This is a genomic window from Lysobacter fragariae (assembly GCF_054779775.1).
The window spans coordinates 124,415-140,892 of the sequence record NZ_BAAGXP010000003.1 but is presented as its reverse complement, the minus strand read 5'-3'; the positions used below and the strand labels follow the sequence as shown (position 1 = coordinate 140,892).

Sequence of the window (16,478 nt, the reverse complement as noted above, 5' to 3'; positions counted from 1 at the left end):
GGGAGCGGCAGGGTAGCGGTGGATGGTGACGCTGCCAAGTCGCGTGAACCTGCAAAGCGATGTTCTGCTCCGCTGCCTTTGCCGAATGAGTCGGTTGGATGCTTCGCACGCGTAGGGCTGGCCTTGGCCCGCCGGCTTTCACGCATGCGAAGTCGTGCAATCCACCGGCGCCAACACATGCGTGTTGGCCTCCCGAGCATGCTTTCACGCATCACGCGAAGGCGGGCCAAGGCCCCACGATGTCTGCCGTGTCGCCAGAGATCAATCGTCGCGCGGCCCTTCGATGGCCACGCCCGGCAATTCCAGCACGTAGTCCGGCCCCATCAACTGCGAGGGCGTGTAGTAACCCGGCGCCGGTGCAGGGTTCTGCAGGAAGCAGTCGACGATGCCCAATGACGCCGTCACCGTCAGCGCATAGCCGTTGGGCGTGACCATGCGTCGCACCTGCGCGCGACCGTTGCCGCGCACTTCGCCCCAGAAATGGCTCTGCGTGCTGGCGCGCGTGGCTTCGTCCGGGCCCTTGATGCTGGCTTCCACGCGCCCCTTGAGGAAACGCTGCGCCACCTTCGTGCGCAACAGCGGGCCCAGCAGGCGCAGGCGTCGCACGCCGGCGATCGTTTTCGGCGACGCGGTGGTGTAGACCTCGATGTCGGGAATGCCGGTGCTCACGTAGGCCGTGTACACGTCGCCCCACGGAATCGTCATCGCCATGCGGTCGACGCCATCGCGGGTGAACGTGCGGGTCTTGTAGGCCAGCGGCACGCGCATGAGTTCGCCATTCACGCGCACGCGGCCGCCGTAACCGAGGCCTTCCACGCTGGTTTTCGCCGTGCCGGGACTGAATCCGCCGCCGCCTTCGAAGCCCAGCACCAGCGACGTCGCCCACGGATTGTCGCGATGCAGCTGCGCGGCGAGGCAATCGCTGGGCACCACGTCGAAACCGACGCCCGGCGCCACCACTATCCCGGCTTCCTGCGCACGTGCGTGCTGCGCGTGGCAATGCGCGAAGACGTCGATCTCACCGGTGATGTCCAGGTAGTGCGTCCGCGCGGCCAGGCAGCCTTCGAGCATCGGCGCACACGTTGCCGAGAACGGTCCTGCGCAATGCAGCACCAGGTCGATGTCGCGCAGCCCTTCGCGCACGGCATCGGGAAGCTCGAGCCCGAACAGGCGCCAGCGCAGTCCCAGCTCCTCGGCCATCGCGCGCAGCGCGGCCTCGTTGCGCCCCGCCAGCACGGGCTGGAGGCCGCGCTTTACCGCTTCGGCCGCAATCAGCCGGCCGGTGTAGCCGTTGGCGCCATAGATCATCCACTGCATGGAAAACTCCCGTGGGCGGGTTGAAGTCGCTGGATCCCCGCCTTCGCGGGGATGGCGGCAGAACTTCGGGTTTTGGATGCGCACTCAGGAAAGGCAATTCGCGAAACCGGACCCACTGCCCATCCGGGATGACAGCAACGGGTCGCAGCCACTCTAGAATCGGGAATCCTAACCATTCCCGGAGCATGCGCCCATGCGCTGGACCGCTTTCCTCGCCGCCGTCACATTCGCCATGAGCGCACACGCCCAATCCACGCCCCCGTCCGTCGCGCCGAGCAAGCTCACGCTGGAAGCCATCGCCGGCGACGCGCCGCTGTCCGGCCCCAGCCTGGAAAAGCCGCGCATCGCGCCCGATGGCAGCCGCGTGAGTTTCCTGCGCGGCAAGGCCAGCAACAAGAACCGGTTGGACCTGTGGGCGTTTGATGTCGCCAGCGGCGAAACGAAACTGCTGGTCGACAGCAATGACGTGCTCGCCGGCGAGGAAGTGCTCAGCGACGAAGAGAAGGCGCGCCGCGAACGCCAGCGCACCGCCGCGCTCAGCGGCATCGTCGAATACCAGTGGGCACCCGACGGCAAGTCGCTGCTGTTCCCGCTGGGCGGCGAGCTGTACCTGTACGACCTGAGCAAATCCGGCAATAAGGACGCGGTGCGCCAGCTGACCCATGGCGAAGGTTTCGCCACCGACCCGAAGGTGTCGCCGCAGGGCGGCTTCGTCAGCTTCATCCGCGCGCGCAACCTGTGGGTGATCGACCTCGCCACGGGCAAGCAGGTCCAGTTGACGAAGGACGGCAGCGACACCATCGGCAACGGCGTCGCGGAATTCGTCGCCGACGAGGAAATGGACCGCCACACCGGCTACTGGTGGGCGCCGGACGATTCGGCGATCGCCTTCGCGCGGATCGATGAAACCCCGGTGCCGGTACAGAAGCGTTACGAGGTCTACCCCGACCGCACCGACGTGGTCGAGCAGCGCTACCCGGCCGCCGGCGACAGGAACGTACTGATCCAGCTCGCCACGATCGCGCCGAAGGAAGGCGCGCAGCCGGCGTGGATCGACCTGGGCAAGAATCCGGATATCTACCTGGCCCGCGTCGACTGGCGCGATGCGCGCCACCTGACCTTCCAGCGGCAATCGCGCAACCAGCACAAGCTCGAACTGATCGAAGCCAACCTGGACGACGGCAAGCAGCGCACGCTGGCCACCGAAACCAGCAAGACCTGGGTGCCGCTGCACGACGACCTGCGCTTCCTCAAGGACGGCCGCCTGCTCTGGAGCAGCCAGCGCAGCGGCTTCGAACATCTCTACATCATCGATGCCAAGGGCAAGGCCACCGCGCTCACCTCCGGCAACTGGCCGGTGGATGGCGTGCTGGCGGTGGACGAGGCCGCGGGCTTCGTCTATTTCAGCGCCGGCAAGGATTCGCCGCTGGACGTGCAGGTGTATCGCGTGCCGCTCGCCGGCGGTTCAACCGGCAGCATCGAACGTCTGTCGAAGCAGGACGGCAAGCACGATGCGCGCTTCGCCGACAACGCCAGCGTCTACGTCGACAACTGGAACGACCCGACCACGCCGCCGCAGCTGCAGCTGTTCCGCAACGACGGCACGCTGCTGGCAACGCTGCTGGAAAACGACATCACCAAGGCGGACCACCCCTACGCGAAGTACCGCGACGCGCAGCGGCCGATGGAGTTCGGCACGCTCACCGCGGCCGACGGCAAGACCACGCTGCACTACAGCCTGGTCAAGCCCGCCGGTTTTGACGTGTCGAAACACTACCCCGTCGTCGTCTACGTCTACGGCGGCCCGGCGACGCAGACGGTGACGCGCAGCTGGCCCGGTCGCGGCGACCACTGGTTCAACCAGTACCTGGCGCAGCAGGGCTTTGTGGTGTTTTCGCTCGACAATCGCGGCACGCCGCGGCGCGGTGAAGCATTCGGCGGCGCGCTGTACGGCAAGCAGGGCACGGTGGAAGTCGCCGACCAGCTGGAAGGCATCAAGTGGCTCAAGTCGCAGCCGTGGGTCGATGGCAAGCGCATCGGCGTGCACGGCTGGTCCAACGGCGGCTACATGACACTGATGCTGCTGGCCAAGGCATCCGACCAGTACGCCTGCGGCGTTGCCGGCGCACCCGTCACCGACTGGGGCTTGTACGACACGCACTACACCGAGCGCTACATGAACCTGCCCGCCGACAATGTCGCCGGCTATCGCGAAGCGCGCGTGCTGCAGCACATCGATGGCCTCAAGTCGAAGCTGCTGCTGATCCACGGCATGGCCGACGACAACGTGCTGTTCTCCAACTCCACCGCGCTGATGAGCGCGCTGCAGAAGCGCGGCCAGCCGTTCGAGCTGATGACGTATCCCGGCGCGAAGCACGGCCTGAAGGGCGCGGACCTGCTGCATCGGCTGCGGGTTACGGAGGCGTTTCTGGATCGGTGCCTGCAGCCGGGCGGGTGAATCGGCGCGGCGGATCGGGAGCGGGCGCCGTCCTGCACGGCGACATTCCGCTCCCGTGACCTTCGGCGCATGGCCCCGCCCTCCCGCGGGCCCCATGCTGCGCCGACTTCCCACCGGTGACTCGCCATGTTCAAGCCGCTCGTCCTTGCGATCTCCCTGGCGCTGATCGCGCCGACCGCCGCAATCGCGCAGGGCGCGGCGGACACGCCCACGGCCGGCAAGCCAGTCGCGCCGCCGGCGTGGGTCGCCAAGAGCAACGAATACACGCAGGTCCTGATCCTCGCGCAGGCCCCGTTCCAGCCGGAGCAGGTGTCGTTCTTCGGCATTCCGGGCTTCGACGACCAGGTGTTCGACTATGGCCCGGGCTACGGCAAGCGTTTCCGTGATGCGACTGCCAAGGCCAAGGCCGCCCTCGTCGCCAAGGCCGCCAGCGAGACCAACGCGAACGTGAAACAGGACGTCGCCATCCTGCTGCACGCCGCCGACGACGCGATCGAGGCCAGCGCAGTCAACGAGCGCCTGACGCGGCCGTGGCTGGACGTCGGCCAAACCGTGTTCCAGGGCGTGCAGTCGCTGCTGTCCGACCAGACGCCGGCCGATCGCCGCGCGAAGGCGGTGCAGCGGTTGCAGCGCTATGTCGGTCTCGCCGCCGGCACCACGCCGCTGGCGACGCTGGCACGCCAGCGTTACGACGAACGCGGCGAGAAGGGCCTGGTGCAGCCCACGCAGATCGAGGTACAGCAGTCGATCGACAACATGAAGACCTACCAGCAGGGCATCCGCGAGCTGTTCGCGAAGTACAAGCTGGATGGCGAAGCGGCCGCGTCGCTCGATGCGCTCGACAAGCAGCTGGATGGATACGCGACCTGGTCGAAGACGACGGTGCTGCCGACCGCACGCACCGACTACAAGCTGCCCGATGAACTCTATGCCCTGCAGCTGAAGGGCGTCGGCATCGACATCGCCCCGCGCACGCTGATCGAACGCGCACAGCTGGAGTTCATGGAAACCCGCAACGCCATGCAGCAGCTGGCGCCACTGGTGGCGAAGGAAAAAGGCCTCAAGTCGACCAACTACGTCGATGTGATTCGCGAGCTCAAGCAGCCGCAGCTGAAGAACGAGGAGATCGAACCGCACTATCGCAACGTGGTGATGCCCGAACTCGACCGCCTGATCGCCAGGAATGCGGTCGTGTCGTTGCCGCAACGGCCGATGCAGATGCGCCTGGGCACGGCCGCGGAGAGCGCCGCGCAACCGGCGCCGCACTTCCTGCCCGCGCCGCTGGTGGGCAACACGGGCCAGCAGGGCACCTTCGTGCTGCCGCTTGGCAATCCCAACGCCGGCGCCGACGGTCCGTACGACGACTTCAACTTCCCCGCGGGCGCGTGGACGTTGACCGCACACGAAGGCCGTCCCGGCCACGAACTGCAATTCACCGCGATGGTCGAGCGCGGCGTGTCGCTGGCGCGGACGCTGTATGCGTTCAACTCGGTGAACGTCGAAGGCTGGGCGCTGTATGCCGAAGCCGAGATGGTTCCCTACGAACCACTGGAAGGGCAGCTGATCGCACTGCAGTTCCGCCTGCTGCGCGCGGCGCGCGCGATGCTCGACCCGATGATCAACCTTGGCCTGACCGACCGCGACACCGCATTCAAGGTGCTGACCGAACAGGTCGGTTATTCCAAGGCGATGGCGCGGCAGGAAGTCGACCGCTACTCGGTGCGCGCGCCCGGCCAGGCCGGCAGCTACTTCTACGGCTACTCGCGGATCATGCAGCTGCGTGCGGAAACCGAGATCGCGCTGGGCGACAGGTTCAACCGCAAGGCCTTCAACGACTTCCTGCTCGACCAGGGCATGCTGCCGCCGGCGCTGTTGGCCAAGGCGGTACGCGAGGAGTTCGTGCCGGCGCAGATGGCGAAGTAATCGCGAACGCTCGGAGCGTAGCCGTGGCGCAGCGTTTCACTGCGTTGCAGCGAAACGGTAGGGCGGGTCTCGACCCGCCACACCCGCCATGCGCGGCGGAAATCGGGCACCGCACGGCAGCAACACGGATCGACATCAACCGCTCACCGTTGCTGCGCGTTGAAGCGATGATTTCTTGCCGACGTTCAACGGCGGGCCAAGGCCCGCCCTACGTCACCCGTTCGAGCATCCGGCGATTGCCGGTCAGCCGCGCCCAGCGCGTGCCCACGTCGATCCAGCACACATAGGCCGCTTCGCCGGCGATGCGCCACAGCGTCTGTGGTCGCAGCGACAGGCGCGGTTCGGCTGCACACAATTCCCAGTCGAAACCCAGCTGCCGGGCGAATAGCGCGCAACGCGCGAGGTGATAACGATTGCTTAGCAGCGTGACCCGCGGGCGCGCGGCATCGCCCAGCAGCAGGCGGGCGTTGCGCAGGTTCTGCAGGGTGTCGCGCGACTGCGATTCCAGCTGCAGCGACACGTCGCCGGCCAGGCCGCGCGCATGCAGGCCGTCGCGCGCGATCTCGGCCTCGCTGCGCTCATCGCGCGCGCCGCCGCCCAGCAGCACCAGCCGATCCGGCGGATGGGCACCGCGCCACAACAGCACGGCGCGATCCAGGCGCGCGGCGAAATCGCCATCGATGCGCCCACCCGGCGCGTTCTTGCCGAACAGCAACACGCATTCGCCCTGCGCTGGCTCGCACGGCGCACGTCGCGCCACTCGCCACACGTGGACCACGTAACCCACGTACACCAGGCCGGCGCTGAGCACGCAGGCCGACAGTGCGACCACGCCGGCGCGCAGCACGTCGCGGTCCAGCGCCAGGGAAACCCGGTGGGAGGTGCGCGTGCCCATCAACGGAATATCTGCGAACGAAGCCGCGGCATCGACTGACGCCGCGGCCGCAGGACTTATTCGCCAGCCGTCAGCGTGAAGTTGGTCGCCAGGTCGGTGGTGAGGTAGTTGATCCAGCCCAGGTAGTTGCCGTGGATGTAGCGCACGCCCTTCTTCTCGCGATAGTCGAGGTTGGCGCTGTCCACATAGGCGAACTTCACCTGCTTTTCGTCGTAAGTGATCTTGATGCGGGCCACGTGGTCGCGCAGGTGCAGGGTGGAGTCGATCTCGCCCGGGTTCTCGGCGGTCACTTCCCAGCCGCGGCCCATCAGGGCGCGCTTGATGTCCTTGACCACCTTGGCCTGGTCGACACCGGACGGGATCGAGACCGGCGCCGGATCGGTCAGCGGCTGGACTCGGGCCTGGACGCCCCCGGCGAATGCGAACAGCGACAGACCCGCGAACAGCATGGACAGAAAGCGCATCGTTTTTCCCCTTGATCGTCTGGTTGGCAATCCGCGCGCGTCCCCGCCGCGGGCCGCAAAGGATACGTCCCGGCGCGCACTTTGGCATCGGCGATGCGGCCTTGCCGCGCGATCCTGCCGCCCTTCGCATGGGCCTGCGGGCGGCTGGCTATACTCCCGCGGCTGCCAGATTCGCCAACAAAAGCCCGGGAAGTCCGCTTGTCACCGATGTCGTCACAAATCCGCCCCGCGCCGATGGCGCCGGTGGCCATCCGGGCCTACACCGCCACTACCGCGCTCGGCCGAGGCAGTGCCGCCCAGGCGCAAGCCCTGCGCGAGCGCCGCGGCGGGCTGCGGCCCAACGATTTCCCGGTGCTGGCGCCCGGCCAGGAGGCGCTGGAATGCTGGATCGGCCGCGTCGACGGCATCGAGGACGAGCCGCTGCCGGCCGGATTCGAACGCTGGGAGTGCCGCAACAACCGCCTCGCCTGGATCGCCCTGCAGCACGATGGCGTGCGCGAGGCGCTGGCCGACGTCGTCGCACGCCACGGCGCCGACCGCGTGGCCGTGGTGATCGGCACCTCCACCTCCAGCATCGCCGCGACCGAAGAGGCCTACGCGCGCCTGGAAAACGGCGCCTTTCCGGCCGACCTCGACCGCCCCAACGTGCACAGCCCACACTCGCTCGGCGGCTTCGTGCAGCTGGCAACCGGCCTGCGCGGCCCGTGCGTGACGGTGGCGACGGCGTGTTCGTCCAGCGCCAAGGTATTCGCGCAGGCCGCGCGGCTGATCGCGTCCAACCTGTGCGATGCCGCGCTGGTTGGCGGCATCGATACGCTGTGCGGCAGCGTGCTGTTCGGCTTCAATTCGCTGCAACTGGTATCCGCGCAACCGTGCCGCCCGTTCGATGCCGACCGCAACGGCCTATCGCTGGGCGAAGCTGGCGGTTATGCGGTACTGGAGCGCGTGGCGCCGGGCGAAACCGGCGGCCTGCAGCTGCAAGGCTATGGCGAGTCCAGCGATGCCCACCACATGTCCACGCCGCATCCGCAGGGACTGGGCGCGCAACTGGCGATGCGCGATGCGCTGGCGCGCGCGGACATCGCGCCCGATGCGGTCGGCTACCTGAACCTGCATGGCACCGCCACGCCAGCAAACGACTCGGTGGAAGCGCTGGCGGTGTCGGCGCTGTTCCCTGATTCGCTGCACGCCAGCTCGACCAAGGGCTGGACGGGCCACACGCTCGGCGCGGCCGGCATCGTCGAGTCGGTGTTCGCGCTGCTGGCGCTTGAACACGGCGAGCTGCCGGGCATCCTCAACAGCACCACGCCGGACGATGCCTGCGGCGCGCAGATCCGGTTCGCCAATGCGCAACGCGACATCCGCCATGCGATGAACAATTCGTTCGGCTTCGGCGGCAACAACTGCTCGCTGGTGTTCGGCAAGGCGGGTCCGCGATGATGCTGCACGCCGTCATCGAGGGCATCGGTTTCTGGACCGCGGGCCTGCCCAACTGGGACACCGCACGTGCGTTCGCACGGGGTGGCACACTGCCGGAGGAAGCCCCCGCGCGTCCCTCGCCGCAGCTGCTTGCTCCCAACGAACGGCGCCGCGCACCGGAGACAGTCGCCGTGGCGCTGGACGTCGCGCTCGCTGCGTGCGCAGCCGCCGGCCGCGACCCGCACACGCTGCCATCGGTGTTCGCGTCCATGCACGGCGACCTGGCCATCACCGACTACATGTGTGCGACGCTCGCCGCCGAGCCGCGGGCGATTTCGCCCACGCGCTTCCACAACTCCGTGCACAACGCGGCGGCAGGTTACTGGACGATCGGCGCCGGCGCGATGCAGCCGGCTACGGCGATGAGCGCATTCGATGCGACTTTCGCGATGGGCCTGGTCGAAGCGGTCACGCAACTCGACAGTGGCGCCGACGCCGTGCTGCTGGTCGCCTACGACAGTACGTCCGCCGGCCCGCTCGCCGTGGTATCGCGCAGTGAAGGCCTGCTGGGCGCAGCGCTGGTGCTGTCGCGCCACGCGCGCGAAGGCGCGACGTCGCTGCAGTTCGAGTTCGCCGATGGCACGCCGGAAAACAACGACGGTGCGCTGGGCCATCGCGCCGCCGGCAACGCGATGGCGCCGATGCTGCCGCTGTTCGACGCGCTTGCCAGCGGACACGGGCAGGCACGGATCCACGCCGGGCCCGGACGCGTGCTCGACATCCGCATCACCTCCTGACGACGCCTCCCGTACGACTGCATGATCAATCGCAACGACATCTACATCGTCATTCCCGCGCTCAACGAGGCGCTGCGCATCCGCGGCGTCGTCGAGGGCGCGCTGCGCGCTTGCCCGAACGTGATCGTAATTGACGACGGCTCCGACGACGGCACCGGCGAGGCCATCGCCGACCTGCCCGTCACCGTGCTGCGCCACGCCACGCGCATGGGCAAGGGCGCCGGCCTGCGCGACGGCTTTGCCGAAGCGCTGCGTCGCGGCGCGCGCGGCGTCATCACCATGGACGGCGACGGCCAGCACGACGCCGCCGACATTCCGCGCCTGCTCGATGCGGCGAACCACTACCCCGACCACATCGTCATCGGCGCCCGGCTGCGCAAGCGCGCTTCGCAGCCGGGCTACCGCCGCCTGGCCAACGAGTTCGGCGACTGGGGCATCGCATGGGGTTGCGGTTTCCTCATCGCCGACACGCAGAGCGGCCAGCGTTTCTATCCGGCCAGCGTGGCAGCGCTAGGCGACGTACCGGGCGAGGATTTCGTCTTCGAAGCGCAGATCCTGATCAGCGCGGCGCGCCAACTGGGCGTGCGCTGCGTATCGGTGCCGATCGAATCGCGCTACCAGGGCACACAGGCCGACGGCCCGCAGTTCCGCAAGAGCCACTTCCGCCCGCTGCACGACCTCTACCGCATCACCTCGCACGTGGTGAAGCAGGTGTGGAGCTACGGCAGCGTGGTGCGCGAATACCGCGCCACGCGCGCCAACCCGCCCGTGATCTTCGATCCCACCGGGGAGTTCGCTTCCGTACCGGCACGCGACGTGGCGACCTAGGGATGGTTCGACCGCGTCATTGTCGTCCCGAGCGCAGCGAGGGATCTGCTGTTTCTCCGCTAAAAGCAGGTCCCTCGCTGCGCTCGGGATGACAGGGAAGAGGCTCCTGGCACCGCACCAAGCATCCATCGCGTAGAGCGGAGCTCTGCTCCGCTCTACAAGTCGCCCGCGCGACACCCGTCAGCCATACGACATCACGCCCATGTCCCACGTCCTGCTGCTGCAACTCGTCATCATCCTCGCGACCGCGCGCGCGTGCGGGCTGCTGCTGCGCTATCTGGGCCAGCCGCCGGTGATCGGCGAGATGGCCGCGGGCCTGGTGCTCGGGCCGATCGTGTTCGGGGCCCTGTTCCCGGACTTCCATGCCGAACTGTTCGCGAAGCAGTCGCTGCCTGCGTTGTCGTCGCTGTCGACGCTGGGGCTGGTGTTGTTCATGTTCATCGTCGGCGTCGAACTGCGCGCCCCCGGCGGCATCCGTGCGCAGCTGAAGGCGGCTGGCGCGGTCGGCGTGCTCAGCGTGCTGCTGCCGATGGGCCTCGGCCTGGCGATCGCACCAGTGCTGTATCCGCAGCTGGTTCCGCCCGGCATCGCGTTCTGGCCGTTCGCCTTGTTCATGGCCGCCGCACTGGCCATCACCGCGTTTCCGGTCATGGCGCGCATCCTCAAGGAGCGCGGCATGACGCGCACGCCGATAGGGCAGCTGTCGCTGAGCTCGGCCGCGATCGCGGACGTGATGGCCTGGATCCTGCTCGCGCTGGTGATGACCCTGCTCGCCGCCAAGGGCGGATGGGGCGGCTTTGCCCGCGCGTTTGCCGGCCTGGTGGCGATGGTCGTCGTGGTGTTCGGCGTGCTGCGCCCGCTGTTCGCGCGCCTGCTCGCCCGGCACGCCCACGACGGACAGCCGTCCGGCATGGTGCTGGCGGCGTTGATGATCACGATGCTGGCCTGCGCGGCGGCGACCGAGTGGCTGCAGCTGCACGCGGTGTTCGGCGCCTTCCTGTTCGGCACCTGCCTGCCGCGCGACGACCGCCTGCTGCACACGCTGATCGAGCGCGTCGAACACCTGGCGGTGATCGTGCTGATGCCGGTGTTCTTCGCCCTCGCCGGCCTCAACACCACCCCCGATGCATTCAGCACCGCCGGCATGGGCGCGCTGGCGTTGATCCTGCTGGCGGCGATCGGCGGCAAGCTGTTGGGCGGCGCGGCCGGTGCGCGCCTGGCCGGTCAGAACTGGCGCGACAGCCTTGCCGTCGGCGCGCTGATGAATTCACGCGGGATGATGGAACTGATCGTGCTCAAGCTGGGCCTGGATGCCGGCGTGATCGGACCGGACCTGTTCACCATGCTGTTGTTGATGGCGCTGCTGACCACGGTGATGACCGGACCGCTGCTGACGCTGTTCTCCGGCCGTCGGACCACCCAGCCCGCGGTCGAGGATGTCGTCATTCCTCGATGACGTAGATGGCGATGCCGTCGGCGCGACGCTGCGAGGTCGGAATACCCATGCCGACCGATGCCCCCACGTGGCGGCCGTAGGTGCCGCCGCCCACGCCCAGGTTCACCGGCGAGCCCACCGTATCCACGCCCAGCAGCAGGACGCCATTGGCGCCGAGCTTGGCCGCTTCACGGGCGAGGCGGTTGATGGCGGCATTGGTCTGGCCCTGCGTGCCGAAGCCAACCGCGCTGGTGGCATCCAGCCGCGCGATTTCCTCATACCGCTTCGGCGGCACCTGGTAGACCTTCACCTGCTGCTCGGCAATGGCTGGGCGCGGCGGGGCAAGCATGACGTGGTGGACGCTGGCGCAGCCGGCGAGTGCGATGGCGACGGAAGTCGCGAGGACAATGTGTGCGCGCATTGGGAGACCTCGGCCGGTTGTTTCTTCGCGGATGTTGCGCCTGTTTCGCGCCTTCCGTCCATCCGGAACGACGAAGCGCCCGCTAAGGGGCGCTTCGTGGGCGAACGAGCGGTCGTTCAGCCTTACGGCGTGGCGACGACGCCGTCTTCCGGGTGCAGCACCAGCACGGCGCGGTCTTCGGGCGCCATCTTGTTCCACTTAACGAGGTAGCCCGTCTTCTTTTCGTCGATGCTGGCCTTGTTTTCCGTGTACCAGGCTTCGGCGTCCGGCGTCTTCTCGGTGTAGGTGGTCGCAGCCATCCACTTCGCGAAATCGGCCATCTGCAGGTTGTACTCCGCATCCGCCTTGTTGTGGATCGGGATCAGCGAGAAGCGCGCCTTCCACGCGCCGGGGCGCGGCTTGATCAGGACGTAGTAGGTCTTGCCGGCTTCGAGCGTGGCGTCCATGAAATCGGCATTTTCCGAAATCACCATGAAGCGGTGTTCACCCGGCTCCACCTGCACGGCGAGCTTGTCCTTGCTCATCACGACGCCAAAGAAGGTGTCGCCCGAATCGGGCGCGTCGTACACGGAGGAGGCGATCAGGCTGCCCACGAACGAGGAGCGCAGGAACACCACCATCGCCTTGCCTTCGGCGGGCTTGGGATTCTGGTCGGCGGCCGGGGCCATCTTGGATTTGGCAAATGCGGCCGGTGCGCACAGGACCAGCAGCAGCAACGCGTAGCGAAGCAGTCGAGACATTCAGGTTTTCCCCATTTCAATGCCCGCCGAACTGCCGGCGGGGCGGACGGAGTCTAGCCGCATTTCGGGGCGCTTTCCGCTCTTTCCGGCGGGATTTCAGCTCATGCCGCCATCGATGCCGATCACCTGGCCGTTGACATAGCCGGCGCTGTCGGAACACAGGAATCCCACGAGTGCGGCGACTTCCTCCGGCTTCCCCGCCCGCGCCGCCGGCACCATCTGCTTCACCTGTTCCGGCGAAAAAACGTCCTCGGCCATGCGCCCGGCAATCACGCCGGGCGCGACGACATTCGCGGTGATCCCGCGCGAAGCCATTTCCCGCGCCAACGACTTGGTCGCGCCATGCAGTGCCGCCTTGGCCGCGGCGTAGTTGGTCTGGCCGCGATTTCCGAGCACCGCAGCCACGCTCGATACGCTGACGATGCGACCCCAGCGCGTGCGTGCCATCGGCAGCAGCAGCGGTTGGGTGACGTGGAAGAAGCCGTGCAGCGACACGTCGATCACGCGCTTCCACTGCGCGTCGCTCATGCCGGCCATGGGCGCGTCGTCGTGGATGCCGGCGTTGTTGACGACAACCTGGATGGCGCCGTCCTGCAGCAGTTGTTCGATCGCGGCGCGCGCGGCATCGCCGTCGGCGACGTCGAACGCCACGGCTTGTGCGCTGCCGCCGTCAGTGTGGATGCGCGCAACGACTTCATCGGCCCGCGCGAGGTTGGCGTTGGCGTGCACGATCACGTGCAGGCCCTGCGCCGCCAGCTGCGCGCAGATGGCGCTGCCGATGTCGCCACTGCCACCGGTGACCAGCGCGCGTTTCCGGGCGGTGTTGTCGAGGATTTGCATAGCCATCAGTCCTGTTCGGCTTGCAGCATCACCGCCGCGCGCCCCTGCGCCAGCAGCGTGTCGCCGTGGTGGATGTGGAACGAATACTGCTGGCTGTCCTCGCCTTCGACCAGCACCTGCGCTTCGCAGTGCAGGTCGCCATCGAGGTTGTCGATGCGTCCGACGTGCAGCTCGACGCCGCGCAGCGCCACCAGCACGCCCGGCTTCGCGCTGCCGCCGCCTTCGCGTGCACGCAGGCCACCATGCACCGCCATCGCCTGCGCACCGTATTCGCACAGATGGACGGCGCGCAGCTGGCCATCGCTGCGCAGCGGATGCCCGGAATCGCGGTGGTTCCACGCGCGCAGGTGGATCCGCGTGGCATTCCAGTCGATGACTTCATCCCACAGGCACATCGCGCCCTGGTGCGGGATCAGTTGCAGGATCTCGGCGCGATCGATCATGGGGAGTCGACTTCCGCCTGAGGCGAAAGCGTCGGCTTGTCATTGTCGTGGGCCGCCGCCGCGGCATCGCCCGTGGCCATGTCGGCGGTTTTGCCGTGGGGCGCAGACGCCTGCCGCGCGATCAGCAGCGCCAAGACGAAATTGCACAGCACGCCCAGCGCCACCGTGCTGCCGATCGCGCGCAGCACCGGGATTGACGACAAGCCGAGCAGTGCAAAAACAACGAGCGTGGTCAGACTGCACACGATCACCGCGTGCAGCGTGCGCAGCTGTTCGTCGCGATCGTCGCCGGCGTGGTCGAAGAACAACGCGTAATCCAGGCCCAGCCCGGCCGCGAGGATCAGCGCGACCAGATGGAACAGGTTGAGCTCCACGCCGATGCCGCGCAGCACTGCGAGGATCAGCACCGTGGTGAGCGCCATCGGCGCCAGCACGCGCAGCACGCGGCGCACGTCGCGCAGCGCGATGCCCACTGTCGCGATCAGCAGCAGCGCGGCCAACGCCAGCGCCCACAGCACGCGCTGGCGATACTGCGCGACCAGCGATTCCGACGCCTGCTTCAGGTCGAGCAGCTGCGCGCCATGGCGTGCGGCCACGCGCGCGACGGCGGCGGGATCGGCCAGTCCACTGAGCGACACCAGCGCGGTCGCGTGGTCCGGGCGCTCCAGCAACAGGCCGCCGACACTCGCGGCCAGCGGCGTGCCTTCGAGGTCGCGCGGGGTCAGCGGTGGCGCGGATTTCGCGGTGGCGACATCGATGAGGAAACCGTCGAACGCATCGGCTTCGAACGGACTGGCCGCGACCGCGGCATTGAACGCGCGCCGCAGTGCCTTCTCGTCCGGCAACCGCTGCTGTCGCGCTTGCTGCGTTGCGATACTTGGCAGATAGCGCGCGGCGAGGTCGAAGCCTTCCAGCACCCCCGCATCGCGCAACTGCCGCAGCGCCGGCTGCAGCTTTTCCGACGCGGCAAGGACCGACTGCGCATCGCGACCTTGCAGCGCGATCACGTAGCGCACGTCGGGCGCGCCGAGCTCGGTGCGCAGTTGCGCGTCGCGCGCCAGCGCGGGTGCGGGCACGGGCGTGAGGCGCGAGAGATCGTTCTGCCAGAACGCACCCGGCGCCCAGGCCGCGACTGCTATGCCGAGTGCGGCAACCACGACGTAAGCGATTGCATTCAACCGCGGCCATCGCGACAGCACCTGCCACCAACGCGCCAGACGCGCCGAATCGGCGGCATCGCGTGGCGCCGGATCGATCAGGCCGGGCAGCAGGAATCGCGTCGATAGTGCGGCCACGCCGAGACCAAAGACGGTGAATACCGCCAGCTGCTTCAAACCTTCGACGCCGGACACCATGAAGGTGAAGTAGGCGATGCAGGTGGAGGCCACACCGGTCCCCAGCGTCGGCCACAACGCACGCGCGCTCGCCCACGGCGACAGCCCCGCGCGCTGGTGAGAGAACAGATGGATCGGATAGTCCTGCGCGACGCCGATCAGGGTGAAGCCGAACGCAACAGTGATTCCGTGCACGCCATCGAACAGCAACGTCACCGCGGCCAGTCCCGCCAGTCCGCCGCTGGCCAGCGGCAGGCCGCCCAGCAGTGGCGCCTTCCAGCTGCGATACGCCAGCCACAGCAGCAGCACGAAGATGATCGAGTCGATGGTGCCGATCCATCCCGCTTCACGCGCGGTGCGACCGCCGATCTCGACGGAGAACGCGCCGGGCCCGCTGATCGTCAGTCGACTGCTGCTGTTGCCATGCGCCTGCGCGAAGGCATCACTGATCGCGGACACCGCCGCCTGTTGCCCGGTGGGATCGAAACCCGCTGCACGCGTCTCCACCGCGAGCAATGCCTCGTGTCCCTTCGCGTCGAACCACACGCCGTGCAGGCGCTGCGGCGCATTGGCCGGCTGCCAGGCTTCCGCCAGCTTCAGCGTTTCCAGCGTCGGATCGTTCGGCAGCAGCGGCTCGATCAGACCCGACGCCGGCGAGCCCAAGTCCTGTTCGCGCTGCGCCAGTTCGTCGGCGAGGAAGGCGCGGTCAAAGGGCTGCGTATCGAGCGTGGACGAGAGCAGGTAACGGTACGGACGCAGGCGTTCGGGAAACGCATCCAGTCCGGTCTGTCCGCCGTTGGCAACCAGCTTGAAGGTGTCCTGCGTCGCCAGCGCGTCGTGCAGCGCCATCGATTGCGCGGCCAGCGTTTCCGCCTTGTCGCCTGAAAGCGCGACCAGCAGCAGGCGCGAGCCCGGGCCTTCACCGAGTTCGTCGATCAGCAGCTTCTGTGCCGGCGTGCGTGCGGCCGGCATGAACTTGCGCAGGTCGCCCGACAACGCCAGGTGGCGCGAGATCGCCCAGCCGCCCAGCGCAAGCAGCACCAGCCACAGCAGCGCGAGTGCGACACGCTGGTTCGGCGTCGATGGGAAGCGCATTGCGTTACTCATGATGGGAAGGCCAGGCGCCGAGAATGGTCGGCCGCCCGCGCGGCATCATTGATTCCG

13 protein-coding genes and 1 pseudogene are annotated in these 16,478 nt (G+C 67.8%); 6 read left to right on the top strand and 8 right to left on the bottom strand.

Annotated elements, in window-relative coordinates; translation table 11 throughout:
* Positions 1 to 261 precede the first annotated feature (261 nt).
* The gene (locus tag ACYVD7_RS05490) at positions 262 to 1,317 is read right to left on the bottom strand and encodes a saccharopine dehydrogenase family protein (protein ID WP_460760109.1); all 1,056 of its coding nucleotides are present in this window, start codon (positions 1,315 to 1,317) and stop codon (positions 262 to 264) included.
* Positions 1,318 to 1,549: 232 nt separating this feature from the next.
* Between ACYVD7_RS05490 and ACYVD7_RS05485 the strand changes: the two genes are divergently transcribed.
* Both ACYVD7_RS05485 and ACYVD7_RS05480 read left to right on the top strand, forming a co-directional pair.
* The gene (locus tag ACYVD7_RS05485) at positions 1,550 to 3,775 is read left to right on the top strand and encodes a S9 family peptidase (RefSeq protein WP_460760233.1); all 2,226 of its coding nucleotides are present in this window, start codon (positions 1,550 to 1,552) and stop codon (positions 3,773 to 3,775) included.
* Positions 3,776 to 3,901: 126 nt separating this feature from the next.
* The gene (locus ACYVD7_RS05480) at positions 3,902 to 5,698 is read left to right on the top strand and encodes a DUF885 domain-containing protein (RefSeq protein ID WP_460760107.1); all 1,797 of its coding nucleotides are present in this window, start codon (positions 3,902 to 3,904) and stop codon (positions 5,696 to 5,698) included.
* Positions 5,699 to 5,906: 208 nt separating this feature from the next.
* Here ACYVD7_RS05480 and ACYVD7_RS05475 read toward each other — a convergent pair whose 3' ends face one another.
* Positions 5,907 to 6,593, bottom strand: coding sequence for a YdcF family protein (locus tag ACYVD7_RS05475; protein ID WP_460760104.1), 687 nt, complete (start codon positions 6,591 to 6,593; stop codon positions 5,907 to 5,909).
* Between the two features lie 56 nt (positions 6,594 to 6,649).
* A complete protein-coding gene (locus ACYVD7_RS05470; protein WP_460760102.1) occupies positions 6,650 to 7,057 on the bottom strand; it encodes a hypothetical protein in 408 nt (135 codons plus the stop codon).
* A gap of 234 nt (positions 7,058 to 7,291) precedes the next feature.
* On the opposite strand from ACYVD7_RS05470, the gene ACYVD7_RS05465 reads away from it, so the two are divergent.
* The 4 genes from ACYVD7_RS05465 to ACYVD7_RS05450 all read left to right on the top strand — a co-directional run bounded on the left by ACYVD7_RS05465 (position 7,292) and on the right by ACYVD7_RS05450 (position 11,557).
* Positions 7,292 to 8,497, top strand: a complete 1,206-nt coding sequence (locus tag ACYVD7_RS05465; protein WP_460760230.1) for a beta-ketoacyl-[acyl-carrier-protein] synthase family protein — start codon at positions 7,292 to 7,294, stop codon at positions 8,495 to 8,497.
* The gene (locus tag ACYVD7_RS05460) at positions 8,497 to 9,273 is read left to right on the top strand and encodes a beta-ketoacyl synthase chain length factor (RefSeq protein ID WP_460760227.1); all 777 of its coding nucleotides are present in this window, start codon (positions 8,497 to 8,499) and stop codon (positions 9,271 to 9,273) included. Before ACYVD7_RS05465 ends, ACYVD7_RS05460 begins: the two co-directional genes overlap by 1 nt.
* A 21-nt stretch (positions 9,274 to 9,294) precedes the next feature.
* A complete protein-coding gene (locus ACYVD7_RS05455; RefSeq protein ID WP_460760099.1) occupies positions 9,295 to 10,101 on the top strand; it encodes a glycosyltransferase family 2 protein in 807 nt (268 codons plus the stop codon).
* Between the two features lie 202 nt (positions 10,102 to 10,303).
* Entirely contained in the window at positions 10,304 to 11,557 is a 1,254-nt protein-coding gene (locus tag ACYVD7_RS05450; protein ID WP_460760096.1) for a cation:proton antiporter, read from the top strand.
* On the opposite strand, the gene ACYVD7_RS05445 is transcribed toward ACYVD7_RS05450, so the two are convergent.
* The 5 genes and pseudogenes from ACYVD7_RS05445 to ACYVD7_RS05425 all read right to left on the bottom strand — a co-directional run.
* Positions 11,544 to 11,957: a hypothetical protein gene (locus tag ACYVD7_RS05445; protein WP_460760093.1), complete on the bottom strand. Its 414-nt coding sequence runs from the start codon at positions 11,955 to 11,957 to the stop codon at positions 11,544 to 11,546. The two genes, ACYVD7_RS05450 and ACYVD7_RS05445, sit on opposite strands and share 14 nt — an antisense overlap.
* A gap of 122 nt (positions 11,958 to 12,079) precedes the next feature.
* Positions 12,080 to 12,697 carry a hypothetical protein gene (locus ACYVD7_RS05440; protein ID WP_460760090.1) on the bottom strand — a complete coding sequence of 206 codons (618 nt, stop codon included), beginning with the start codon at positions 12,695 to 12,697 and terminating at the stop codon, positions 12,080 to 12,082.
* Positions 12,698 to 12,793: 96 nt separating this feature from the next.
* Complete coding sequence (gene fabG, locus ACYVD7_RS05435; RefSeq protein WP_460760224.1) at positions 12,794 to 13,537, bottom strand: 3-oxoacyl-ACP reductase FabG; 744 nt, start codon at positions 13,535 to 13,537, stop codon at positions 12,794 to 12,796.
* A 5-nt stretch (positions 13,538 to 13,542) separates the two neighbouring features.
* The gene (locus tag ACYVD7_RS05430) at positions 13,543 to 13,980 is read right to left on the bottom strand and encodes a phosphotransferase (protein ID WP_460760087.1); all 438 of its coding nucleotides are present in this window, start codon (positions 13,978 to 13,980) and stop codon (positions 13,543 to 13,545) included.
* A 110-nt stretch (positions 13,981 to 14,090) separates the two neighbouring features.
* Positions 14,091 to 16,409 (bottom strand): annotated as a pseudogene (locus ACYVD7_RS05425) (MMPL family transporter); the annotation flags it as partial.
* Positions 16,410 to 16,478 lie beyond the last annotated feature (69 nt).